The sequence below is a fragment of the Marinomonas sp. UCMA 3892 genome (genome assembly GCF_012726345.1).
In the GTDB taxonomy this organism is placed as follows: domain Bacteria; phylum Pseudomonadota; class Gammaproteobacteria; order Pseudomonadales; family Marinomonadaceae; genus Marinomonas.
This window is the reverse complement of record NZ_PTXN01000015.1, coordinates 1-23,600: the sequence shown is the minus strand read 5'-3', so window position 1 is coordinate 23,600 and position 23,600 is coordinate 1. Positions and strand designations below refer to the sequence as shown.

Below are 23,600 nucleotides of genomic sequence, written 5' to 3'. Positions count from 1 at the left end.
GTAAATGGCATGAAACCTTTGATGAATGCCATTTTGTTTCAAATTGTTTGGTTTATCTGCTTGCTTGCTGGCAATGCTTGGGCATTGGTCGCAACGCTGGTTTATCTTTTTTTGCATGATCGCTATTTTATGCAGACTCGTAGAGAATGGCGTTTGCTGTTTACCTTCCTAGCACTAGGTGTCGTCATTGATGGTACTTTGTTTCAGATTGGTGTGTTTTCATCAAGCGTAACCTTATTCGGACAAACAAAATTGCCGCCGATTTGGCTGCTTTGTCTTTGGGTTTGTGTCGGCACCTTATTTGCTCATAGTTTGGCTTTTTTGCGCTCACGTTATGTTTTGAGTGCTTTAATGGGGGGAGTTGGGCCAACGATGAGTTATTTTGCTGGTGCTAATTTAGCCGGAATCAGCTTGTTAGAACCCATATTCTTGACTCTTTTTATAGTAGCGATTATTTGGTCTTTGGTGTTACCGTTGGGCGTATGGCTTTGTGAAAAGTGGACATTAGTTAAAAATGAGCATTAGTTAAAGAGTGAGGATAGATAAGAAAATGAAGTGTTCTTTTGTATTTTTACCGCAGCAGCGGTTTTTTATTGCTGCCTTTTGTGCCTTCTTATTTAGCTCTGTATGTTTGGCTGATACGTCTTTTTCTAAAATAGTAGGCAGTGCCTACAGTGTGAAAACGGGGGCTTTGTTATACAGAGAAACCCACGAAAAACTTGCTGATGGGACTTATAATGTCGAATACTCAGAGCCAGATGGTCGTGTTTTTGGGCATAAAACTCTAAATTTTTCTCAGTCGATGATAACGCCAAGTTTCTCGCAGCTAAATGAGCGTAACGGAGAAAAGATTGAAGTCACCCAATCTGGTGGAAAGTTAGATGTTGTTTATCAAGAGAATAGTGCTGGCAAAGAAGACAAGGCTTCATTGAAATTAGCGGCTGGCATGGTAGTGGATGCTGGCTTCGATGCTTTTATTAAACAATATTGGGACGCATTAGAGTCAGGTAAAAATATGGATGTTGAATATCTAGTACCCAGTAAACAAACGACCTTTACATTTCGTTTCAGTAAAGCCGCATGCGTGGAAGGAACTCAGGATGGTGCTCAGTGTTTCGCTCTTTCCCCTGTTTCTTGGTTGGTAAAATTGGCGGTCGATCCTATTGTGGTTGCTTATGATCCAGCAGATAAAAGATTATTACGTTTTACAGGTCGAGCAAATATCTGTGACGCACAAGGTAAGTATCAAACCGTCGATATCCAATATCATTATATGTAATCTATTTTCAACGTTAGCTTAGGGGAAGTAAGTAATATGAGACATCTGTTCCGATCTGTTACGGGTAAACTCACTTTTTTACTGTGTGTATTATTGCTTACGGCATGCTCTACGTCTGACGTGTCTTTGTACGCTAAAAATGAGCCAAAGTTTGACTTACAAAGCTTCTTTACTGGGCCTTTAACTGCGCATGGCATTTTGAAAAATCGTAGTGGTGAAGTGACTCGTTATTTCAATGCTACGTTAGAAGGACGTTGGAAAGGTGGGGTTGGCATATTAGCTGAGAAATTTGTGTTTGATGATGGTGAAATCCAACATAGAACTTGGATTATGACGCCCAACGAGCAGGGTGAATATTCCGCAACAGCGAATGATGTTGTTGGCTCAGGTGACATTAAAATGTCTGGTAACGCCTTATTTATGAATTATGTATTACAGGTTCCCTATGATGGCGATTTAATAGAAGTAAATGTTGATGATCGTATGTATATGGTAAAAGAGGGTGTTGTTATTAACGAATCGGTAATGAAAAAATTTGGCGTTGAAGTTGGTTACTTGTCTATCGTTATTGAAAAGGCTCCTCAGTAGTATAGATACGTTTAATTACATCTGATCGTTCGTACAAAAATGCATAATACTACAGATGCTTTATTACCGTGTTGAATAGAGATAGTGAGCACAAGATTTATTTTCTGTGTTATATATAAAAGACTGCTTTAGGCGGTCTTTTTTATTGGTGCTTTTTAATATCTATGTAATGATTTGCATGTCTTTTAAAAGACCTAAAAATGTATGCTTTATTTCTTTTAGACTAAGTAACAGGGAGGGCGCTTTATGTTTAAAAACATCACTGCACTAGTGCCTTCTAAGAAAAAAATAGTCTTCCTCTATGCTTTCCTTGCCCTTTTTATTATTTTTACGGTTTTTACTCTTGGACTTTATTTATCTTTATTGAATGATTTAGATAATCGTACAAACGTTGCCAAAAATGCTTTGTCAGATCGAATGAATGGTATTTTTACAGAGTTGAAGCGGGTTGTTGATGATAGCAGTTTATCTTGTGAAAAAGCCGATATTACGCGTTTAAGGCGTGCCACATTTTATTCACCTACCTTTAAAGAATTTGGTTTGTTCAATTCAGAATTTAGAGTGTATTGCTCAAATTTAGGGGCTATGAATATTAAAATATATGACTCAATAGCGTCGCGTATTACGCAGAGTATGGGTCGAAAAACAGTCTCTTTAGTGAATTCTAATACGTTGGGAGAATCTACATTTTTTGCTTTTTATCAGAGAGATGATGGTCTTGGGGTAAATGGATTAGCGCCGCCAGATAGGATTGCTGCTAGTGTTGATCAAATCCTTTTACCAGATTACTTTTATGAACTGACTCTTGGTAAGCAGGTACTCTTTTCAAATAGTAATGACATAGATTCCAGCGTATTGGGTAATACAGAAGTGTCTTTAGCTGATTGGTCGATGACATTGGCTGTGATTTTCCCCTCAAGTTTATATTGGCGTCATCTATGGTCGCTTTTGCCATTTATTATAGTGTGCTGGGTGTTGTTGTCTTTCGTATTCTATATTGGGCATTTAGTGCTTGTTTATTATCGACATTCTTTACGTCATTGCATCAAACGAGCAATTAAAAACAATGCCATGGAAGTGCATTTTCAGCCGATTGTTTCACTACAAGAGGGTGGGTTTCATGAAATGGAGGCGCTTATTCGATGGAATTCATTTCGTTATGGTCAGGTCTCGCCATTAGTGATTGTAGATATGGCGGATCGGTTGGGCTTGATCGATCATCTTACTTGGATGGTGATTCGCAAAGTTGGGGACTTTTATAGAGAATATCCTGAGCAACTAAGACACATTAAAATATCAGTGAACGTTGATAGGCATAGCCTTCTTAAAGAATGCTTTGCGTCAGATTTGGCAGAGATCCTTGAAGAGTATCCTGAATTGAAAGGTCGGCTTGGCCTTGAAGTAACAGAAACCAGTGTATTAGACGCTGCAGAGTTGCCTTTGATGGTGAGTCGTTTTGAACATATTAAAGCGCTAGGCGTTAGTTTGTCTGTAGATGATTTTGGTACTGGCTATGCTGGGTTAGATTTTCTTCGCCGTTTCCCATATGACACATTGAAACTGGATCAAATTTTTATTGCTAGCTTGAAGGATGATCAGTTCACTCGTCAGATACTAACCTCAGTCACGAAATTAGCAAAAGAACTTAATATGGAACTAATCGCCGAAGGCGTTGAGCATGAAGATCAGCTTAATGCGGTTCGAGAGCTTGGGGTTGATAGGGTACAAGGTTATTACTTTTGTCGTCCGCTACCAAAAGAACAAGTTATTACTTGGTTTGAAGAAAATCCCTCTCCTTAAAACACCATTCACAATACAAGATTGTATTATTGTCTGGCTTCTCTTACTCTCTACCGCTTAATTTCTATGCTCAAGGTTTTTACGATATGGCGACTCTGGTTTTTCGGCTTAAATATGTCCCTGATGAGGAAGCTGACGATATTCGTCAATTACTAGTCGATCATGACATTGCCTTCTACGAAACCACTGCTGGACGTTGGCAAATTTCCATGGCAGGACTCTGGGTAAAAGACAAAGAGCAAGCCATTAAAGCAAGAGAGTTAATTCATCAAGATCAAATCGCTCGTGCTCAAACCATGCGTCCCATTACTTTTGGACAATGGATATTGGGTTATTTACAACACGCTCGTCAAAATCCTGCGGAGGCTATTTTTACTCTAGTCGCGGTATTGCTTATTTTAGGTATTTCAATCATTCCATTTACGCTATGGCTGTAACCACCTAAAGTTCTGAATATCAAACTAAGCCGCTTCACTTAGTGACTTTGTCAGTAATGCGGCTTTACGCTGTACTCTCGCGCTTATCAGTTGCACGTTAATCGCGCTGATGACAACTATCAACATGCCAAATAAACTGAGCATGTCAGCATGAGAGGAGCTTATGCTGTCAGACCACCAACCAAAAGCCACACAGAATTCTGTCAATATGAACGCCATCACAGGTGTTAACGCGATCGAAGCACTGACTTGTACGGTTTGCCAATAACGCATGGCTTGTGCGAAAGCGCCATATGCAATGAGTGTATTAAGGCAGCAGAATGCGGCAATCCAAGTATCATCAGAAGACATTTTTAGCAGTTCGCTTGGTGATGAAAACGGCAGCATAACGACTAAAGCATAAATATAAATCGCTAGTAATATGTTGGAAGGAGCTAGGTGTTTGAACAAAGATTTTTGCAGCAGCGCATACATAGACCATGCTGCGGCAGACATTTGAATAATAGCAAAACCAATCCAGATTGAGCCTTGACTACCTTGCCCAAAAATAGGATGGAAGAAAACCAGCATTCCTAACCCAATTCCCACAAAGCATAGCCATTGTTGCCAGTTAATGCTTTCTTTTAGAAAAAATAAACCGCCTAAGGCAAGAAACAGCGGTGCAATTTGAAAGCTTAATTGTGCTGAACCCGGTAGTAAAAAGTTTAAGCTCCATGCGAAGCTTGTGTAGTTAACAATCAAAAATGTTCCTGCGGCGAAAAGTCTCAGCCAGTCATTTTTTGACAGGGATTTGAATTCACCCAGTTTGCCGCGTTGCCATTGCCATAAGCCTAAAATTATGGCTGCCACCGAAAAACGTAACCAAGTTAGAGTAATAGGATCGGAAAAACCTCCAGAAAGTTTGAGAGCAATGGGCAACATTCCCCAAAACAGCACAGTGACGGAGCTAAAAAAGAGGCCGTACAAAAAAGTCTGTTTTGCAGTTAGCATGCCTGTAGCCTTTTCAAGTGAAGATAGTTAGAAATTTCATAATGGCTTTCCCTCTTTATTAAATCCAATGCATAATAGTTCTAATTATTATGCATAAATCGAGATTTGGTCATGATTCCTAGCTCGCTACAACATTTGGATCTTAAATCCTTGACTGGGCTCTTATATTTATTGGAAGAACGTAACGTTGGGCGGGCGGCTGATCGCCTGTACTTGAGTCAATCCGCAATGAGTCGATTGCTTAATCGATTACGTGATGCCTTTGATGATCCTTTGTTTATTCGTACCTCAAAAGGCATGATACCAACGTCAAAAGCATTAGCACTAGAAGCGCCATTGAAGCTCATGTTGGAACAATTGGCAGGGTTGTGGACAGAATCTGAATTTCAACCGCAAAGCAGTTATCGTACTTTTCGTATGCAAACCACCCATTATCAGGCTCAAGCTTATATGCCTGCGATTGCGGAGCAATTTTATCGAGAAGCACCTTTTGCCTCATTGGAAACCAGTACGCTTACTGAAACCAGTTTACTAAACCAAGCGGAGCATTCTTTAGATCTTGCTTTGTGTAGTGATTACATTCAGCTCCCTAATAGCTTTGAGAAACATCTTCTGGGGCGTGAGAAATTTCGCTGCGTCATGTCTGCGAATCATGCGTTAGCTATGAAAGATAGCATTACCTTAGATGACTATTTGGCTTACTCCCATGTATTAGTTAATTTGGGTGGTTCTAATCCTGTGATTAGTGATGCCCTACTTGGTGAACGTGCACGTGAGCGGCATTTTGCCTTTCGTACGCCTTACATGTTGGCTGCTTTGGAAACGGTAGGCAGAACGTCACTTTTAATGAGTAACAGCGGTTTGTTGCCAGAACGGTTTCAACAGCAATTTGGTTTGGTGATCAAAGATTTACCGATGGATTTTCCTTTTATTCACTATTACTCAAGTTGGCCAAAATCGGTAGAAAATGATCCCGGTGTGATCTGGTTTAGAGACATTTGTGAGCGAGTAGTAAAAGGCTTAATTCCTTATCCAGAACCATGATATTTATACTCAGTGATATTTCATAGCAGTGACTTTCCAATCCAGCACATTTAGTTCAAGCTGAGGAATTCGGTTATACTCGCGTTTTGGTTTAAAACAATGGCATCGCAGTGGTCTTAAAAAGCAAGAATACGAAAAGCAAACGCACCAATAAATTAGAGCTTCATCCTCGTAACCCGCATCGTGCGCGTTACGATTTTGCGCTATTGGCGGATTCTTGTCCTGAACTTTCTGGTTTTATTCAACTGAATCAATACGGTAATGAGTCAGTGGACTTTGCCAATCCCAATGCAGTGAAAACCTTAAATCGTGCCTTATTAAGCCATTTTTATGGTGTTGCTTTTTGGGATATTCCACCTGGTTACCTTTGCCCACCGATTCCAGGCCGAGCGGATTACATTCATTATCTAGCTGATTTATTGGCAGCGAGTAATCTGGGCGTGATCCCTCGTGGAAAAGGCGTGAAAGTTTTGGATGTTGGTGTTGGTGCAAACTGTGTTTATCCGATAATCGGTCATCAGGAATATGGCTGGCAGTTTGTTGGATCCGATGTGAACCCTGTTGCTGTGGCGACTTGTGACACCATTGTTAAATCTAATCCATGCTTGAAGGGCGCCATTAGTGCGCGTTTGCAAACTCAATCAGCTAAACTTTTTGATGGTGTGTGGAAAGAAAAAGACCGATTTGATTTGACCTTATGTAATCCGCCGTTTCATACCAGCGAATCGGCGATGATTGACGAGTCTCAGCGTAAATGGCGTGGTGTTAAAGGTAAAAAAACGACGACGCAAAAGCCAGTGTTGAACTTTGGCGGCACGGCAGCAGAGCTATGGTGCGATGGTGGCGAAGCAGGTTTTGTCTCACGTATGGTAAAAGAAAGTGTGCAGTACGCTGATCGTTGCTTTTGGTTTACATCTTTGGTGGCGCGTCAGGGGAATTTAGATGCGATTTATCGAACATTAAAAGATGTTGGTGCTCGCCAAGTGAAAACGATTGAAATGGCGCAAGGTCAGAAAATTAGTCGATTTGTTGCTTGGAGTTTCCTTGGTGATGATCAAATTGATTATTGGAAAGATAATTATTGGCAAAATTAGGGTTATTGGGAAATATGGCATAAAAACAAGATAAGCCCTATTATTCTTGATCATTGTTGTGTTTTTTGGTTTTAAGTTAAGCAGCCTAGGTCATTAGCATTAAAGAGGTTTTAAGGTGTTAAAAAGCTTTCAAGCACGACTCATTATGTTTGTCTTGGTGTTGCTTGCTCTGGTCCAGTTAGGAACGGCATTGGCGGTATTGTCATCTTTAAAAGAAGATAATTACAGGCAAGGCGTTCACTCTATAGATGTGTCACGTAATGTCTTTGATTTGTTTCTCGAAGCACGCGCTGAGCAGCTAACGAAAGGGGTTGAGATCTTAACCTCAGATTTTGGCTTTAAACAGGCTGTAGCGACTCGAGAAACTGGCACTATTCGCTCTGTTTTACAAAATCATGGCGCACGTATTAATGCGGACATTTCTGTTCTCGTTTCTCCTCAAGGCGAGTTAATTACCGCTACTCAAGAGCTGAATGTTAGTAATACGATCGCAGAGCTAGTCTTTGCCGCGCGTCGTTCAGGTGGTTCATCTATTAGTACTATGATTGCGTTGGATAATCGTGCTTATCAGTTAGTTCTGGTACCCATTAAAGCGCCCAATGTAGTGGCATGGGTTGGAATGGCTTTTTTGCTCGATCAAGCCTTGGCAGAGCAGATTAAAAATGTAACGGGATTAGATATAAGCTTTGTCTACGAAGCTGATAATACACACACTCTTTCTGGCGGATCGACTTTGCCGTTAGAAGAAAAAGAAAAGTTGCTGAAGGATATTGGTAACGTCGAAAGTATTCTCAAGTCCCCAGTGTTTTCTAATGATGAAAAGTATCTATCCCTTGGTGTAGATCTTGGTATGCCAAACCAATGGGGCATTATTCATTTGCCTTATGGCCCTTGGTTACAGAGTTACAATAATACACGTAATCAATTGGTATTGATTTTTACCGGGGCTCTGGCGCTGGCGTTGTTATTTGGTGTGGCACTGGCTCGCAATATGACTAAGCCAATTAGCCGCTTGGTAGATTACGCGAAGCAAATTGGTCTAGGTAGTAATAAAGAAAAAGTTAGAGCGCCGGATATTGACGGCGAGTTTGGTGTCTTGTCTCATACCATGAAGACAATGCAAGACTCGATTATCAATAGGGAAGAAGAGATGAAATTTCGTGCTTCCCATGATCAGCTAACAGGATTGTTTAATCAGAGTGCGGTAGAGCAGTACCTAAGTGATGAATTGCCAAAAGAGCAAGGCGGTTTGGTGCTTGTTAATATTCGTCACTTTAAAGACATCAATAATATGTTGGGATTTGATGTCGGGAGTTCGCTACTTTCAAAAGTAGCTGAACGGCTTCAAAGGTGGGGGCATGATGCCAATATGTTGGCTCGATTAAGCGGCGATAAATTTTTGTTAATTTTTAGCCGACCAATCACTCAGCAAGACTGTGGCAATTTAAAATGTCAGTTTAGTAAGGAGTTTGAGGTAGAAGCTGGTTCTGGTATTCGCTTGGATATTAGTATTGCCGTGCTCCCATTTGAACATGCCACGGCCAGTGTAAACAGCGCCATGCGCCGTTTGGATATCGTTGCCGATGAAGCGCGTGAATCAAGCGAGTTATGCGTTTTTTATGAAGTAGGTCAGGATGAAAATCACCGTCGTCAGCTGACGATTATTCGAGACCTACCAACTGCATTAGACAGCGGTCAATTGTTTGTTGTGTATCAGCCTAAAGTTGGTCTAGCTGGCGATGATTGTCATGAAGCCGAAGCCTTGATTCGCTGGATTCATCCTGAATTGGGTTTCCTTCCTCCCGATGAGTTTATTTCTTTATTAGAACATGCGGGGAGTATTCAGCAGTTAACAAAATGGGTGCTGAATACTGTCTTGTCTCAACTGAGTAAATGGTGGGCGCAAGGCCATGAAATACGCATCGCGGTAAACTTATCGGCCCATGACTTGTTAGATGAACAGCTGCCATTTATTGTCTCTGAGGCACTGCAAGCGAATCGATTACCGACTCGTGCGCTTGCATTAGAAGTAACAGAAAGTGCAGTAATGAAAGACCGCGTGAAAGTAATTAATGTGCTAAAAGCGCTTCATGAAATGGGCATTCATCTTGCCATTGATGACTTCGGCACTGGCCAATCTTCCTTGGCGTATTTGCGCGAGTTACCTGTTAATGAAGTGAAAATTGATCGAGCCTTTATCCAATTTATTGATACTAATAAGGGTGATGAATTCATTACTAAAGCGACTATTGAACTGTCTCATAGTTTGGGTTTTCAGGTAACCGCTGAAGGCGCAGAGAATGCTGAGGGAACGGCGCTTTTAAGACAATATCATTGTGATAAGATACAGGGCTATTTTTTCTCTAAGCCATTGGTTGCAGAAGAATTCTTTAAATGGCGTGAAGCTTTTCATAGGCAATAAGCCATAAATTACCATAAGAGACCAATTAATTTTAAACGCTATTAATGTTAGGTTTAATCCAATATGTTGCTTTTGATACGGATGACATTGCTATTCTTGTTGATTGTAGGTGTGACACTGCTGGGAATTGTGTTTTGTTTGCTTACTTTATGGTCAAAAAACCGTGTGTATTATTTAGGGCGTGTATTTGCCCAAGTTAGTCCTCTGTTTGGTTTATCGGTCGAAGGTAGAGTTGCTGAATCAGCAAAAAATATCCTCCAAGCCGTTTATGTGGCGAATCATCAAAATAATTTCGACTTGTTTACCTTAGCTGTGGTTGTTCCCAAAGGCGTGGTGACGGTTGGTAAAACCAGTTTACGTTGGATTCCTTTCTTTGGCGCTTTGTATTGGGCCAGTGGTAATTTCTTGATTAACCGAGAAAATCGTAAAAAAGCGATTGCCACTATTGATCAGATCGCTGCTAGCATGAAAAAAACTGGTTTATCTATATGGATGTTTCCTGAAGGTACGCGCAGTCGAGGGCGTGGTTGGTTGCCCTTTAAACGTGGTGCTTTTCATGCAGCTGTTCAAGCTGGTGTTCCCATTGTTCCCGTTGTTTGCAGTAGTACGCATGGGCAAATTGGTTTGAATCGCTGGGATAATGGCAAAGTGATCGTTGAGATGTTGCCACCAATAGATACAACAGGGTTGCATGAAACCGATGTTGTTGGCTTATTAAAGTCTTGTGAACAGCAGATGCATGAAACACAACTGCGTTTAGATCAGGAACTTCTTAATCAACAGCGCTAGTCTGGTCTATTATCCGCACTAAGTGCTTTTTCCAGTACTTTTTGTAAGCCTAATTTGCTTGAATGGGAATCCGGTAAGGTTTGCGTTTCCCATTCTGGGTGTTGCTGAGCGTTTTTCCAATAAGGCTTTATATGCTCAATTAGTTCATCATCTTGCATATGACTAGCTAGCTCGTAGGCTTGTTGAGAAGCGTGTCCACGTTGATGCAAATGCTGAATCGCCGTAAGACCACGAAGGCATAATAGCGTCAATGTGGCTTTATCGAGACACAGATAATAGCGCTTGGTAAATTTGCTTTTTAAGGTGTCTTTGTAATGTTGGCCAGTTTTCCATGTGGCACCTAAAATAGCGCCAATTGTCGTTGCTGTGCCTAATGTTAACCCTGCCGACATGACATCAATGCCTGCTCCAATCGCTGCGCCAGTGAGTGCGCTGGTACTTGTTTCTATCCCCCATTCTTTTAACGTATCAGTATCGAATATATCTTGCTGCCAGCGGTCATTTTTAATCGCAAGAGGCGTGGCTTTTAAATCTTCTTCTTGGAACTCATAAAGACGTAATAGCCCTGCAATATAGCTGCTTTCCAATACGCGTATTTTCTCTTCGAAAGCGGAGGATTCGTTGGGCTTTGGTGGATAACTTGAGCATTCAATGCGAGTGCTGGCCGCTTTGAGTATCAACTCGGCTAATTGGTTTGCCGCCATTGTGCGGCGTAATTGTGCCGCTTCTTCTCGGGATGCTATAAGGTGCTTGATAGCGTCGTAGTCTTCCGGCATCAGGCTCTGAATACTTTGATATAAACGTTTTTCGTCTTCAAAATAAAACGCCACCGTGTCGTATTTTATTACGGCGTGTAAATGACGTTCGGCCAAGATTTTACGCCAAGCTTCTAAGTGAGCGCTGGGGGACGCACTGAAATTCAAAATAGGAATAATCGGTTTATTCGCGCTGGCCAATAACGCCAGTTCATCTAGATATTTGCCTAGTGGTGCTTGACGAATATCTATTACGTATAAAATGATATCGGCCTTGGTTAATTGCTTAAGAATCTTCGCTTCTTGTTCAAACTCATCTTGTGCAAAGTGGCTTTCACAAAATGGCTGTAGCCAGTCTGCATCTTGGTAGGAACGGAATGCGTCCGAATGGCGAATCTGCCAAAGGCCAATTGAATCTTCAAACCCTGGTGTATCAGTTAATGTGATAACGGATTGTTGGCCGATTTTGATCTTCACACTTTCCACGTGACGAGTGGTTCCAGCTCTGTCACTCACTTCACCAAAGTCCTGCCTACGCAACAAGGTACGGATCAGTGAGGTTTTACCTGTGTTCGCGTGGCCAACGACCAAAAGGGAAATCGACACGGTTTAGTCCTTTTGTTTGAGTTGTGTAAAGTGAAGGCGTGTTTCTCTGGCAAGTCGCTGCCAATCCTCAACGAATCTAGCGTTATCATCACCCGATATCACCATAAATAACGAAGGATACGTCATACTTACTCGGGAGAAAAAACGTCTTGTGCCACGATCTGGGCTTTGTTCGGCATTGACCAAAATATAAATAGGCTCATCACTGGAGGAGGCTAAAAAGCTATCTTGTTCTTCTCGACTGTTTAATAGCGATACGGAACGAGCGGCACTTAAATAATTAGGTTTAGCATGACTCCATTCAAACAAAGCCCAATGTTGAGCAAATGCACTGTCGGTAAGAGTCCCATTATTGGTTCCGTTTGTATTCATCGCAGAAGCAGGGGTTTTGTGATGATCTGCATCTAGGATATTTCGGCTTTGGCTTTCCTGTTGGCGATAACGATTTTGAATGATTTTTTCTTGTGTACTAAGTGGTTGTGTTGCTCGTTTAAAGTGATACATACCCAAGCAAATAAAAGTGAAAACCAGCCTTGGCAACACGCCATAAATGAAAATACTGGCGAGTAAAAAGTTCGCCCAATGTTGTCTTGTTGCTGCGGTTTGTGAAATTAGGTCGACGCGGCTGGCGAGAATATCCAATTGATTGGGTAGAGAAATACCAAACCACTGAGGAATAATGCTTAAGGTTTGCGTCAGTTGAATAAAAGCATCATCACTTAATAGTGTGGTTTCCCAGACAAAGTTGACTTGATTGGTCAGTAGCAGGAGCAGAGACATTATCCACCCCGCCAGTAAATAGCAGCCCCACGCCCCATGTGAAATACTGCTGATTAACCATTTATTTGAATGGGCGGGGCATTGCCAATGGATGTAAGCAGCACTTACATCTGTATTTATATGCGAGTGCTTACTTATCTTTCGGTTTAGGAAAATCAGCAAGCTTAGTAGCATTCCTTTGCTTTCTGTGTGTTGTTTCATGGTGGCTATCATGGTAACAAACCAAACGACAAAATTTAGCGCATGAAATCCTAGCAAGATAATGAACAACCAGAAGATATTCACCTGATTGGATTGGCCGGTCGCAAAAGCAGGCGGCACAGCCATAAAGCCTAACAACAAAGAAATGAGCAGTAAGCCTAAAATTGCACGATTGAAGTAGCGCTTGAGCATTGTAAACTGAGCTAAGTAGCTAGTGGATTTAGGTGAGGTATCTAGTTCTTTTAATGCATTAGGCAAATCGTTTGCATGAGCAGACAATCGAAAATCGGTATGCGTTTCTAACCAAGCTGCGAGGGCAAGTTTGGCGCTGGGAGTTGGAAAAGTCATGTTATCGCGTTGCTCTTTTCATTTATTACTCTTTATATTCGTTGTAATGCCAAATGTTTGGAGTGACAGCATTATCCTCTTACTTCACTTTGTTTTACTTGATGTTGTCGACAAAGGCAAAAGTCGTGAGATGTTTCTTGAATATTTTTATACTGGTATTTGAAAATATAGCCCCATCAATTAGTTAGCGACAATGTTTTATTGTGCTAGATCAAGAGGATCGTGTTTATAAGTTATTAAAGGCAGTATAAATGTAGGTAATTGTTAATCCTAATTGATTCATTGTGTAAAGCCACTCTACTATCACCTTATATGCCGTAGACACGGTGATTTTTGTTAGGAGACAAAATTATGCGTTTTAATTCCATCAGGGTAAAAAGCTCTTTGCCCGTTCTTGTGATGAGTATTACTCTTATTGTAGCCTTAGCTTCAATGGTGTATATCGTTAATCAGCTAAGCGGTGCTCTTAATGCACAGGCAGACTCTTATGGAAAAGCTTCAGCAGTTATTTTGAATGCGGACCGAGATCTTTATCAAGCTAAGCTTGCTGAGCAGCGTATTGTGGTTGGTGTGGGCAAGCTTGATGACGAAGAAAAGGACCGGGTTGAAAATGCTCAACAAGTAAAAGATCGTTTTAATTTATTCCGTCAGTACTTGTCTGCAGAACCTCTGATTTATAAGTCACTGGGTGACTTTGATAAAGCTTTTACTACTTGGTTAAACTCTTCCAACGCCTTTGTTGCATTAGATAAAAATGCTCCCACTTTTACAGCTGCTGAGCAAAAAGCTAATGCAGACTTTAGTGCTCTTAGAGGTATCCTCGACAAAGCGGGTGAAGCGGTAAACAACCATGCAGAAATGTCTAAAAAGACCATAATAGAAGAAGAAAAAGCGTTTGAAAAAGTTGCCATTGTTATTGTTGTTGTAGGTTTGCTTATTGCCGTTTGGTTCAGTTATAAAACACCTAAAACCTTGGCTCACCAAGTGCGTTATTTAGGACAGCGTATTCGTGAAATTTCTGAAGGCGACGGCGATTTAACTCAACGTATCGAATTTTCTACTAAAGATGAATTGGGGGATCTTGCTAATGAATTTAACGATTTTGTCGATCGCCTAAGAAGTATCATCGGAAGCATCCACAAACAGTCTGATGCGTTAGGTGAAATGACGGGCCAGCTAAATAATGTTGCAAAACAGACGTCTGGAATTACGACCGCACTAGCGAATGCTTCGGCTTCCATAGTTAGTGCAGGTCATCAAATGGATATGTCTAATCAACAAATGGCGACGGTAGCTCGTGATACCGCAGACGAAGCTAAGAATTCTAATAATTTGACGCAAAATGGAATGGCTGCAGTCAATAAATCCCAACATGCTATTACGACGCTAGTGGCTGATATAGAAGTTGCCCTTGGCCGTTCTGGTGAGCTACAAAAGAGTTCAGAAAGTATCGCTTCTGTTTTGGAAGTGATTCGTAATATTGCTGAACAAACCAACTTGTTGGCATTGAACGCAGCGATAGAAGCAGCCCGTGCTGGTGAGCAAGGTCGTGGTTTTGCGGTGGTTGCGGATGAAGTTCGTACCTTGGCTACCCGTACTCAAGATAGCACCAATGAAATTGAAGGCATGATTGAACAGTTAAAAATCAATGTAACGGAATCTTCTAAAGCGATTCAAAACAGTCGTGACAATGCTGAGTCTACGGTTACCAACTTTGGTGAAGTAACTAAAATATTTAACGGTATACGGGCATCATTTGCAAAAGTTCAAGAAATGGCCGCCCAGACAGCGCAGGCGACTCAAGAGCAATCTATTGTTTCCAATGACATCAACCAAAATATGGTGTCGTTGAAAGACCAAACGGACTCTGTTCAGTCGGTATCGGACCTTATTCAACAACAGTCCAAAGACATTACTAAGCTGTATAAAAACCTTGATCAGCAAGTTGGTAGCTTTAAAGTTTAGTTCTACCAAGTAACGCACCCAAAACCGTTTATCGAAAGATAAGCGGTTTTTTCGTTTAGAGTTTGAGATAAACGCTTACGACATTCTTTTTAACGGCAATGGCGCAGCAGTTTTTACTGAGCGAATAGCAAAATGACTTTGAATGTCTTTTACATGAGGCAAAGACTGAAGGGCTTTTAGGATTCGCTCGTAATCTTGTAGATCCACCGCGACTACTTCTAGACGATAATCAGCAATGCCGGAGACAAGATGGGCGCTGATGATGTCTTCCATCTCTAAAATCGCATTCTCAAACACAATATGTTTATCGCCAGCATGGCTCTTCAAACGCACTTCCACAAACACCGTCATGGAAAATCCGGCTTTTTGACGATCAATGCGTGCGTGATAACCCTCGATCACACCAGTGTCTTCCAATTGCTTCACGCGACGTAAACAAGGCGAGGGTGATAAGTGAATTTCCTCCGCTAATGCGACGTTGGTCAGGCGTCCGTCTGATTGCAGATGAGAGAGAATATCTAGGTCTGTTTTATCCATATTGGCACACTTAGTAATTTATAGGATTGAATTGAGTGTTATATACTAAAAAGTAGCCTTTCTTGAGGGTAAATAGCAAGGACATGCTCGCGGATGAGAGCAGATAATAAAGCTATCGATTTCCCGCGAGGTGGTTATGCCGCAAACAGTCACACAACACACATCAACCATGTCCACTCAAGAACCACCAAAGTACAAACAATACGCCACGGGTTGGGGCTTTCGCCTTGGTCTATTGGCTGCTTTTGTTAGTATTTTGATTTGGGCTTCCTGGCTGGTCAGCATGCGCGCTGGCATGACTAATACTTTGACTGCTTTCGATTTGGGCATCTTACGATTTTCTCCGCCAGCTTTATTGCTGTTGCCTTTTTTGTGGCGCGCCAGAGCCCAAGTTAAAACCGTTTCTCCCATACTTTTGTTAGGCATTGTCTGTGGCGCAGGTTTACCGTTTTTCTACCTAAGTGCGACCGGCTTGAAATACGCTCCTGCATCTCATGCCGGCTTATTAATCCTTGGTGCCTTTCCTTTCTTCGTGACCTTATTAGCTGTGCTCTTTTATCAAGAAAAAGTCAGCCGTGAACGCAAGATTGGTTTGAGTTTAGTCAGTGTTGGCGTACTGGTTTTGTTCAGCTTGTCGCTGCTTACTGCGCCTGAGAACACATGGAAAGGTGATTTATTACTGCTAGCTGCGAGCTTCTTCTGGGCGGTGTATACCGTCAGTTTACGGATTGCAGGCTTGCCACCATTGGTATCGACAGCACTGATGGGCTTGGTGTCCTTGATCGCGCTGCTTTTCTTATGGGCAAGTGGGCTAGCTTCTAGCGGACTGGCTGATGCCTCTTGGGATATGTTGGCAGGTCAAATTCTTGTGCAAAGCTTACTCGTCGGCTTAATGACCGGATTTTCCTACGGCTATGCCATCCAAAAACTGGGCGCTGAAAACATGGCCGCCATCGGCGCTTTTACCCCAGTTCTCGCCGCGCTCATCGCCATCCCCGTTCTTGGTGAACACTTAGAAGGTTACTCCATCGCCGGACTTATCTTCGTCAGCGTTGGTGTTGTCATCGCGAGTGGGATCTTTAAAAAGCGGTAGTTTTGTTGGTTTCACACCTGAGCAGGTTAAGAGGTCAACTACTGAGCTTGACGGTAACTAGTTATTGAGTATTTGCTCTGTTTGACAGTCTATTAGAGTGAGTATATTATGAATAGCAACAACGCCCGCTACTCTTATTCTTAAGAAGTCAGTGGGCTTTTTTATGTCTATGATAAGGGAAGTATCATGCCATATCGTTATTACAATAAAGGGTATAAATCCCCTGAAGAGCTCGTGCTATATATGCAAACTAAGGGATTGTCTGTAGCGAGTGACTATGAAGCAAAGCGATTTATTGAGAATGTTAATTACTATCGTTTTAAAGCCTATCTTTGGCCTTTTCTCGATGAGAATTTGGCGTTTTACTTATCACCATCAAGCTTTGAGCAAGGGGTTGAGCTTTATCGTTTCGATGAGGAGCTACGTAGTTATATCTTCTCTATAATTTGTAGAATTGAGATTAAGCTGCGTTCGAAGCTAGATCAGGTTGTTGCTTCCCATACTAATAATCCATTTTGGTATCTAGATAATACGTTATTCCTTAAAAACGCCCACCGTGCCATTGATGGCGTTAGGACAAACCTGTCCTCTAACTTTCTTCGATCAAAAGACGATTTCTCAAATCACTTTAAAAATAACTATTATAACGACACAAATAATGACTTTAAGCAATTGCCACCATTCTGGGTGATTAGTGAGTTAGCGACTTTTGGGCAGATACCTATTATTTACAATTCTTTAGATAAAGCTCAGTTTCAAGGGGTTAAGAATTCGAATAGGTTAGATGCTTTAGCTAATGAATTTGGGGCAAGAAATTTAAAAGAACTTAATAATTGGATTATAGCAATACGAGATGTTCGTAATCGATGTGCACACCACTCTAGGGTTTGGAACGCTAATCATAGGCAGGCTAGCGGAATATTAAATAAGTTACATGCTAGTTATCTTCCAACGAATCCGAATAAAATCTATTTGTTTTGTATTTTACTTAAGAGAGTGGATGACCATTTATCAATGGGTTTTCAGGTGAAGCACCATCTTTTGAGTTTATTTGATAAGTATACTGAGTCCAAGACTAGAGCGCATTCAGCTGGTTTTCCCGTAGAGTGGTATGATGATCCTATTTGGTCTTGATCTTAATGCTCTATAATAAAAAAACCGCTTCCATTTCTGAAAGCGGCTCTCCATTCAAACCAACCAATCCTATTAAATAGAATTACGCATCAATACGTTTGTATTTGATACGTGTTGGTGTGGCTTCGTTGCCGGTGCGTTGTTTGTAGTCGGCTTCGTATTCTGCGTAGTTACCTTCGAAGAAGACGGCTTTAGAATCGCCTTCGTACGCTAGGATGTGTGTCGCGATACGGTCTAGGAACCAACGGTCGTGGGAAATAACAATCGCCGCACCTGGGAAGGCCAGTAGCGCGTCTTCTAGTGCACGTAATGTTTCTACGTCAAGGTCGTTGGTTGGCTCATCCAGTAGCAATACGTTGCCGCCTTCTTTAAGCAGTTTGGCAAGGTGCAAACGGTTACGCTCACCACCTGACAAATGCTTAACCAATTTTTGTTGATCCGACCCTTTGAAGTTAAAGCGACCAATGTACGCACGAGACGGCACTTTGTAGTTGTGTACCGTGATCATGTCTAGGCCATCTGCGATTTCTTCAAAGACAGTTTTGTCGCCATCCAGTTCACGCATTTGGTCTACGTAAGCAAGCTGTACCGTTTCGCCAATAGTGACTGTGCCTGTATCAGGTTTTTCGATACCAGCGATCATTTTGAATAGAGTAGATTTACCTGCACCGTTACCACCAACAACCCCTACGATTGCACCTTGTGGCACGACCATGTTGAAGTCTTCTAGTAGCATCTTGTGTTCGAAGCTTTTGCTCACGCCTTCGATTTCGATCACTTTGTTACCAAGACGTGGTCCTGGTGGAATGTACAACTCGTTGGTTTCGTTACGATCTTGGAACTCTTGAGAGTTCATTTCTTCGAAGCGAGCCAAACGTGCTTTGGATTTGGACTGACGACCTTTGGCGTTTTGGCGAACCCACTCTAGTTCCGATTTAATGGCTTTTTGGTGAGAGGCTTGTTGCTTCGCTTCGGTTTGTAGTCGAGCGTCTTTTTGCTCCAACCAAGAAGAGTAGTTGCCTTCGTATGGAATACCATGGCCACGGTCAAGTTCTAGAATCCAGCCCGCCGCGTTATCTAGGAAGTAACGGTCGTGGGTAATCGCCACAACAGTGCCTGGGTAATCTTTTAGGAAGCGCTCTAGCCAAGCAACGGATTCCGCATCCAAATGGTTGGTTGGTTCGTCTAGCAGGATCATGTCTGGTTTATTAAGCAATAGACGACACAGCGCAACACGGCGACGCTCACCACCAGAAAGGTGTTCTACTTTTGCGTCCCAGTGTGGAAGGCGTAGCGCATCGGCTGCTACTTCAAGAGCGCGCTCTAGGTTGTGACCTTCTTTCGCTTCGATCAAGGCTTCAAGTTGGCCTTGTTCTTTTGCTAGGGCATCAAAGTCAGCATCAGGTTCTGCGTATTCTGCGTAAACCGCATCCAATCGAGCCATGGCTTCGATTACATCAGTGAAGGCTTCTTCAACAATGCCACGCACGTTCTTTTCTGGGTCAAGATGAGGTTCTTGCTCCAAATAGCCGATTTTGATACCCGGCATTGGACGCGCTTCACCGTTATGCTCGGTATCAACACCCGCCATGATGCGAAGTAGAGTCGATTTACCAGAACCGTTAAGACCCAATACACCGATCTTAGCGCCAGGGAAGAATGAAAGAGAAATGTCTTTTAGAATCTCGCGTTTTGGGGGAACAACTTTCCCAACGCGGTTCATGCTGTATACGAACTGAGCCATAGAAATGCCACTTATCCTAGATTAAAAAACGCTCCATGATTCGCCAAATACAAAGTAGGCAAATTGATGGAGAGCCAAATGCAATTAGTGGGGTTAAGGATAGCACAATCAAGGCTATTTCAGAATAATCAAAGCCGCGCCAGCCACAACGAAAATAGCACCAATCCACGCACCAAATGCAGGGCGTTGGCCTGTGGTAATCCACAAGCCCGGTAAAATAAGTACGGGAACGACTGCTGATAGCGTGGTGACAATACCGACGTTGGCGTTGCCGACACCCCAGACTAAGACGCTCATGCCGATAACCATACCAATGGTGGCGAGGGTAGCGATGCCCATGAAATCAGCACGAGTAAGTTGGCCAAATGGAATGGCATCGGCTGGCTGTTTATGTCGGTAGTACAAGCTATAAGCCAAAACCAATGCGAGCGCGCCAGTTCCAACCCGCAAAGCGGATACCGCGATAGGGTCTGCGCCATCGATTAGTGCGGGTTTGCTAAGTAAAGCACCACTGGCCTGACCAAGTGCTGCGCCAAGAGCGAGCAGGATACCAACACTTAGTTTTCCTTTGGTTTGTTCCCAAGCGTGGAGATTATTTTTTCGGCCGAAGAGTATGGCTATCACTACTCCTATTAACACCAAGAAGCAGGCGAATAGTTGGCTGAGTGTTAAATCTTCACCTAAAAACAGCCAAGCTAATAAAATCGACATAGGCGCATTAGTGGCAAAAAGCACGCCTGTGCGTCGAGGGCCAAGGCGATGGACTGCGGTAAACAACATGGTGTCGCCGATAAAAATTCCTAGCAAACCAGACAACATGACTATCTCGGCATGTTGCCACAAAGTTGCATTGAAACGCTGGGTGATTAAACAAATTACTAGCAGAATGGAGCTAGCGATAACAATACGAAAGGTATTAAAACGCATGGTACCAAAACGTTGAATTAAGTTTGGTGCCATTAGGCTCGAAATGGTCCAGCATAAGGCAGCGACCAAGCCCGATAATTCTGCGAACGGCATATAAATCCTTATAAACTCATCCATTCTCTGATGTAGAAGAATGGTAAAAGCGCATACAGTAGCTTGGTAGCTATATTATGGCGGGGTTGGTATGATTTCATCCATCAAACGATGGCCTAGTCTCAGGCATTCTTACACCAAATTAGCGATATTGGAAGCACCATGCGATGCCCTTTTTGTGGAACTCAAGATACTAAAGTAGTGGATTCTCGACTGGTTTCTGAAGGCGCACAAGTTCGCCGCCGTCGTACCTGCATTCATTGCCAAGAGCGCTTCACCACCTTTGAAGTGGCTGAATTGCAAATGCCTAAATTGATCAAAAGCGATGGCAGCCGAGAAGCCTTTGATGAAGACAAATTACGTAATGGCATTATTAAAGCCATTGAAAAACGTCCAGTCAGCATTGAAGCGGTAGAAACCGCAATCACTCGAATCAAAGAAAAAATGCAGGCAACAGGTGAACGTGAATTGCCTTCTCGTTGGACTGGAGAAGCTGTGATGGAGGAGCTGCAGCGTCTTGATCAAGTCGCCTATGTGCGTTTTGCTTCCGTTTATCGAAGCTTTAAAGACATCAGTGAATTCCGCGAGGCAATAGACCGCCTAGAAAGCCACAGCGTTAGCATACCAGAATCGAAAAAAACCGCTCCAGAATCGAAGAAAGAAGATCAAGCATGACAGCATATAATCACGAATACTGGATGGCGAAAGCCATTCAACTGGCGAAAAAAGGCCGCTATACCACTCATCCAAACCCACGAGTTGGTTGTGTGTTGGTTAAAGATCAGCAAATTATCGGCCAAGGCTTTCATGTTAAAGCTGGAGAGGGCCACGCAGAAGTCAATGCATTGGCGGATGCAAAGCACGACGCGGTTGGTGCAACGGCTTACGTCACCTTGGAACCTTGCAGCCACCAAGGTAAAACTCCGCCTTGTGCCGATGCCTTGATTAAAGCGGGCGTGGCGCGTGTTGTTTATGGTATGCAAGATCCAAATCCAGAAGTGTCAGGCAATGGCTTAGCGAAAATCAAAAAAGCCGGCATTGAAATTATTGGTCCTATTCTGGAATCTGATTGCGAAGCTCTGAATCCCGGTTTTATTAAACGCATGCGCGAAGGTCTTCCTTATGTGCGAGTGAAACTGGCTATGAGCATGGATGGCCGTACGGCTATGGAATCTGGCGAAAGCCAATGGATTACCGATTCAGCAGCGCGTCTTGATGTGCAGCGTTTACGCGCCCAGAGTGATGCTATTGTCACAGGTATTGGCTCGGTGTTGGCAGATAACCCAAGCATGACAGTTCGCATAGACAACGATGACCAAGAAGCTGATCCGAAAAGCGTGCGTCAGCCGATTCGTGTGGTAATGGACACGGCTTTGTCGATTCTTCCAGAAGCGAAAATTCTTTATCCAGCAAATCAAGCTTGGGTATTTTCGGTAGAAGAAGAGGTCGAAGCAGAGCATTTAGAGTTGTTAACGAAAAAAGGCGTAACCGTGCGTTTTGCTCCCCGTGGCGAAGATGGCCGACTAGACTTACTAGATGCCATGGAACAGCTTGCCGATGCAGGTATTAATGAAGTCTTGTTAGAAGCTGGCGCGGAATTAGCGGGTGGGTTTTTAGAAGCGGGTCTGATTGACGAAATCATTGTTTACATGGCGCCGAAATTATTGGGCTCCAGCGCTCGTCCTTTGTTTAAGTTGCCTTTAGATGTGATGGACGAAGCGGTTGATTTGACGCTTAAATCGGTCCGCCAAGTTGGGCAAGATGTGCGTTTGGTCTATATACCAAAATACCTCGATGAAGATTTTGAAGGCGATTTTGACGAATAGCTAAAAGCTGAGTCATTGCTTTTTCAGGCTTTTTTTAAGAAAAGCCTGAAAATCGTTTTTTCTTGCTGAAATTTCGCCAACTTTGCCGAGAAACCTAGAATAAATGTTGCTATAATCGCCGCCCAAGACAACCCGTATATTCGTACCTTTGGTCGATATGACTCAGATGCTGTCTAAAGGCTGTATCTAGTAGCTCTTTAACAACCAAGGGTATTTCCAAACAGACAAAAGCCAAACAGGCAAAAGCGTCAGCCCATAAGGCGGCGTAGTCTGGACAATTGAGGCAAAAAATGAGCGAAGTGGAAACAACAAACGACCAAACTCCAGCACCAAAACGTAAGGATAAAAAGCCTTCACGTTCGCAGTTGCGCAGTGCTTCACGTCGTTTGGCATTACAAGCGGTCTACCAATGGCAGATGAACAAAACGGCCGTTAGCGAGATCGAAACTCAATTCGTTATAGACCAAGACCGCGATATGGATTCTTGCGACAAAGTCTACTTCCGCGAATTACTACAAGGTGTGACAGCCAGCGCTAAAAAACTGGATACTTTGTTTGAAGAATTACTAGACCGTCCATTAAGCGAACTAGACCCAATCGAATTGGCAGTTATGCGAATTGGTTCCTACGAATTGTCTCAGCGTTTAGATGTACCTTATCGTGTTGCGATCAACGAAAGCGTAGAACTGGCAAAAGGTTTTGGCGCGACGGAAAGTCACAAATACGTAAACGGTATACTGGACAAACTAGCACAACGCGTGCGCCGTGAAGAAATCGCCGCTCGCCGAGAAGCGAATAAAGAGTCGAACAAGTAATAGAAAGTATTACGAAAAGATACCTAAGAGCCCCGTTATTACTTGCTAATAACGGGGCTTTTTTGTTTGCCCAGCGAAGCTGGCAAACCCGTCAGGTTGTAAGAAACCTGTCTCACCCCGACTGGGGGGAAGAGAATCCGAATCGCAAGGGCGTTGCTGGCCAACGGCAGGGTCTGAAGGAAGCGATAGGAAGTTAACAGTACACAACGCAAGTGAACCTGCTTCGGCAGTTTAGGTGGGTAAGCGTGCAAAATAGCGCAAAGCCCGATACTCAGTCAGACCTAGGCTGTGTTTGAGGGTGGCATTGTTAACAGGGCGTCAGTGCAGTAACTG

21 protein-coding genes are annotated in these 23,600 nt (G+C 42.8%); 15 read left to right on the top strand and 6 right to left on the bottom strand.

Going from position 1 to position 23,600, the window contains the following annotated elements; all coding sequences use genetic code 11:
• The first annotated feature begins 9 nt into the window (after positions 1-9).
• The 5 genes from B6N13_RS18475 to B6N13_RS18455 all read left to right on the top strand — a co-directional run bounded on the left by B6N13_RS18475 (position 10) and on the right by B6N13_RS18455 (position 4,104).
• Positions 10-525 (top strand): DUF2878 domain-containing protein, encoded by a 516-nt coding sequence (locus B6N13_RS18475; protein WP_012071730.1) that lies wholly within the window; start codon positions 10-12, stop codon positions 523-525.
• A 25-nt stretch (positions 526-550) separates the two neighbouring features.
• A complete protein-coding gene (locus tag B6N13_RS18470) occupies positions 551-1,279 on the top strand; it encodes a hypothetical protein (RefSeq protein ID WP_012071729.1) in 729 nt (242 codons plus the stop codon).
• Positions 1,280-1,315: 36 nt separating this feature from the next.
• Positions 1,316-1,867, top strand: a complete 552-nt coding sequence (locus B6N13_RS18465) for a DUF3833 domain-containing protein (RefSeq protein ID WP_169460248.1) — start codon at positions 1,316-1,318, stop codon at positions 1,865-1,867.
• Positions 1,868-2,113: 246 nt separating this feature from the next.
• Positions 2,114-3,667, top strand: a complete 1,554-nt coding sequence (locus B6N13_RS18460; RefSeq protein WP_169460247.1) for an EAL domain-containing protein — start codon at positions 2,114-2,116, stop codon at positions 3,665-3,667.
• 86 nt (positions 3,668-3,753) lie between these two features.
• Complete coding sequence (locus B6N13_RS18455; RefSeq protein WP_012071726.1) at positions 3,754-4,104, top strand: DUF6164 family protein; 351 nt, start codon at positions 3,754-3,756, stop codon at positions 4,102-4,104.
• A gap of 24 nt (positions 4,105-4,128) precedes the next feature.
• Here the strand turns inward: B6N13_RS18455 and B6N13_RS18450 are convergent, their stop codons facing one another.
• Entirely contained in the window at positions 4,129-5,094 is a 966-nt protein-coding gene (locus B6N13_RS18450) for a DMT family transporter (protein WP_169460246.1), read from the bottom strand.
• A gap of 111 nt (positions 5,095-5,205) precedes the next feature.
• Between B6N13_RS18450 and B6N13_RS18445 the strand changes: the two genes are divergently transcribed.
• From B6N13_RS18445 to B6N13_RS18430, 4 genes are all read left to right on the top strand, one after another.
• Positions 5,206-6,138, top strand: a complete 933-nt coding sequence (locus B6N13_RS18445; RefSeq protein WP_169460245.1) for a LysR family transcriptional regulator — start codon at positions 5,206-5,208, stop codon at positions 6,136-6,138.
• 110 nt (positions 6,139-6,248) lie between these two features.
• Positions 6,249-7,232 carry a 23S rRNA (adenine(1618)-N(6))-methyltransferase RlmF gene (gene rlmF / locus B6N13_RS18440; protein ID WP_169460244.1) on the top strand — a complete coding sequence of 328 codons (984 nt, stop codon included), beginning with the start codon at positions 6,249-6,251 and terminating at the stop codon, positions 7,230-7,232.
• Positions 7,233-7,347: 115 nt separating this feature from the next.
• On the top strand, positions 7,348-9,654 hold the full coding sequence (locus tag B6N13_RS18435) for an EAL domain-containing protein (RefSeq protein WP_169460243.1): 2,307 nt from the start codon (positions 7,348-7,350) through the stop codon (positions 9,652-9,654).
• 63 nt (positions 9,655-9,717) lie between these two features.
• Positions 9,718-10,443 carry a 1-acylglycerol-3-phosphate O-acyltransferase gene (locus tag B6N13_RS18430; RefSeq protein ID WP_169460242.1) on the top strand — a complete coding sequence of 242 codons (726 nt, stop codon included), beginning with the start codon at positions 9,718-9,720 and terminating at the stop codon, positions 10,441-10,443.
• Here B6N13_RS18430 and B6N13_RS18425 read toward each other — a convergent pair.
• Together B6N13_RS18425 and B6N13_RS18420 are read right to left on the bottom strand one after the other, a co-directional pair.
• Entirely contained in the window at positions 10,440-11,804 is a 1,365-nt protein-coding gene (locus B6N13_RS18425; RefSeq protein WP_169460241.1) for a DUF3482 domain-containing protein, read from the bottom strand. The two genes, B6N13_RS18430 and B6N13_RS18425, sit on opposite strands and share 4 nt — an antisense overlap.
• Before the next feature lie 3 nt (positions 11,805-11,807).
• Positions 11,808-13,133 (bottom strand): DUF2868 domain-containing protein, encoded by a 1,326-nt coding sequence (locus tag B6N13_RS18420; RefSeq protein ID WP_012071719.1) that lies wholly within the window; start codon positions 13,131-13,133, stop codon positions 11,808-11,810.
• 351 nt (positions 13,134-13,484) lie between these two features.
• On the opposite strand from B6N13_RS18420, the gene B6N13_RS18415 reads away from it, so the two are divergent.
• Entirely contained in the window at positions 13,485-15,098 is a 1,614-nt protein-coding gene (locus tag B6N13_RS18415; RefSeq protein ID WP_169460240.1) for a methyl-accepting chemotaxis protein, read from the top strand.
• 75 nt (positions 15,099-15,173) lie between these two features.
• On the opposite strand, the gene B6N13_RS18410 is transcribed toward B6N13_RS18415, so the two are convergent.
• Positions 15,174-15,635, bottom strand: a complete 462-nt coding sequence (locus tag B6N13_RS18410; protein ID WP_169460239.1) for an Lrp/AsnC family transcriptional regulator — start codon at positions 15,633-15,635, stop codon at positions 15,174-15,176.
• A gap of 136 nt (positions 15,636-15,771) precedes the next feature.
• On the opposite strand from B6N13_RS18410, the gene B6N13_RS18405 reads away from it, so the two are divergent.
• Both B6N13_RS18405 and B6N13_RS18400 read left to right on the top strand, forming a co-directional pair.
• Positions 15,772-16,728: a DMT family transporter gene (locus tag B6N13_RS18405; RefSeq protein ID WP_169460238.1), complete on the top strand. Its 957-nt coding sequence runs from the start codon at positions 15,772-15,774 to the stop codon at positions 16,726-16,728.
• A gap of 186 nt (positions 16,729-16,914) precedes the next feature.
• Complete coding sequence (locus B6N13_RS18400; protein ID WP_012071715.1) at positions 16,915-17,862, top strand: Abi family protein; 948 nt, start codon at positions 16,915-16,917, stop codon at positions 17,860-17,862.
• Positions 17,863-17,944: 82 nt separating this feature from the next.
• Here B6N13_RS18400 and ettA read toward each other — a convergent pair whose 3' ends face one another.
• Both ettA and B6N13_RS18390 read right to left on the bottom strand, forming a co-directional pair.
• A complete protein-coding gene (gene ettA / locus B6N13_RS18395) occupies positions 17,945-19,606 on the bottom strand; it encodes an energy-dependent translational throttle protein EttA (RefSeq protein WP_012071714.1) in 1,662 nt (553 codons plus the stop codon).
• Positions 19,607-19,720: 114 nt separating this feature from the next.
• Positions 19,721-20,626, bottom strand: coding sequence for a DMT family transporter (locus tag B6N13_RS18390; protein WP_012071713.1), 906 nt, complete (start codon positions 20,624-20,626; stop codon positions 19,721-19,723).
• A 162-nt stretch (positions 20,627-20,788) separates the two neighbouring features.
• Here B6N13_RS18390 and nrdR point away from each other — a divergent pair, with 162 nt between their 5' ends.
• From nrdR to nusB, 3 genes are all read left to right on the top strand, one after another.
• Positions 20,789-21,301, top strand: a complete 513-nt coding sequence (nrdR, locus tag B6N13_RS18385; RefSeq protein ID WP_169460237.1) for a transcriptional regulator NrdR — start codon at positions 20,789-20,791, stop codon at positions 21,299-21,301.
• Positions 21,298-22,452: a bifunctional diaminohydroxyphosphoribosylaminopyrimidine deaminase/5-amino-6-(5-phosphoribosylamino)uracil reductase RibD gene (gene ribD / locus B6N13_RS18380; RefSeq protein WP_012071711.1), complete on the top strand. Its 1,155-nt coding sequence runs from the start codon at positions 21,298-21,300 to the stop codon at positions 22,450-22,452. The genes nrdR and ribD overlap by 4 nt, the downstream gene beginning before the upstream one ends.
• Positions 22,453-22,742: 290 nt before the next feature.
• A complete protein-coding gene (gene nusB / locus B6N13_RS18375) occupies positions 22,743-23,267 on the top strand; it encodes a transcription antitermination factor NusB (protein WP_012071710.1) in 525 nt (174 codons plus the stop codon).
• Positions 23,268-23,600: the final 333 nt, after the last annotated feature.